The sequence below is a fragment of the Aeromonas allosaccharophila genome, assembly GCF_000819685.1.
GTDB classification, from domain to species: domain Bacteria; phylum Pseudomonadota; class Gammaproteobacteria; order Enterobacterales; family Aeromonadaceae; genus Aeromonas; species Aeromonas allosaccharophila.
In genome coordinates this window covers 1-1,223 of record NZ_CDBR01000092.1, presented here as the reverse complement: position 1 = coordinate 1,223, position 1,223 = coordinate 1, and the positions used below count along the sequence as shown (strand labels likewise).

Here is a 1,223-nt window from a genome sequence, read left to right as displayed (position 1 = left end):
CGAAAAGCTGAACTGCGCCTGGTCACCGAGGAGCGCAACATCCTAAAGGAGGCCGCCGCGTACTTTGCCAGCGAGTCAAGGAAAGGTACGCGTTCATAACCTCCCGACTCGACCGGTACAGTGTCGTTACCCTGTGCCAGACCCTGGGGGTTCACCGAAGTGGCTTCTACGAGTGGTTGAAACAGCCCGCCTCGCCACGACAGCAGGAGGACGAACGACTGACCGGATTGGTCAAGCAATCCTGGCTGGAAAGTGGTGCTGTCTACGGCTATCGCAAGATCCATCGCGACCTTCGTGACACAGGGGAAGCCTGCGGCAAGCACCGTGTGGCCAAATTAATGAAGCGGGAGGGACTGCGTTCGCAAACGGGCTATCAACGCCGCAAGGGGCATTATGGAGGCAAGAGCACGCAAGCTGCCCCAAACACGCTGGCACGTCAGTTTAAGGTGCCAGCCCCCAACCTCTCCTGAGTGACTGACATTACCTACATTCGCACTCAAGAAGGGTGGCTGTACCTGGCGGTGGTGCTCGACCTGTTCTCTCGCTAGATCGTCGGCTGGGCGATGAAGTCACGCATGACGGCAGACTTGGCGGTTGATGCGTTATTGATGGCCGTCTGGCGGCGCAAGCCCAAGCAGCCGGTACTGGTGCATTCGGATCAGGGCAGCCAGTTTACCGGTGGTGAATGGCAGGACTTTCTGAAGGCCCACAACCTGAGTTGCAGCATGAGCCGACGGGGTAACTGTCACGACAACGCGGTCGCCGAGAGCTTCTTCCAGTTGCTCAAACGGGAGCGGATCAAGCGCAGGATTTACGCGACAAGAGACGAAGCCCGCAGCGATGTGTTTGATTATATCGAGATGTTTTACAGGCTCCAATCAGGCGCCATGGTTCCAATGATGGGCTGTCGCCGGTAGAGTTTGAAAGGCAGTTTATTTTTCAGCAACAAAGTGTCCAAATAACTGATCCCAATAGTGCTACACCTTCGCTGTGCCATAGCCATTCCCCGGGAAAGGAGACACGGTATCCATGAAGTGTTTCACTCGGGCCAGCAGGCTGGCCATTCCGCTACATTGATGATTGCGCGTGATGGTTTCATGTAACTTGTGCCACAGCCGTTCTATGTGATTAACCCAAGGGCTGTAAACTGGCTGGAATACCAAGCAGAACTTGGGGTTCTTCTTCAACCATCGCTCGGTCTGCTTGCTTTTGTGAATGATGTA

Annotated in this window: 1 protein-coding gene and 1 pseudogene; one reads left to right on the top strand and one right to left on the bottom strand. The window is 55.3% G+C overall.

Annotated features, from left to right (window positions below; genetic code table 11):
• Positions 1 to 955: pseudogene (locus BN1115_RS16075) on the top strand (IS3 family transposase); the annotation flags it as partial.
• Between the two features lie 22 nt (positions 956 to 977).
• Here the strand turns inward: BN1115_RS16075 and BN1115_RS16070 are convergent.
• Positions 978 to 1,223 (bottom strand): transposase (locus BN1115_RS16070; protein ID WP_208597767.1); only part of this gene is annotated, 246 nt, incomplete at its 5' end.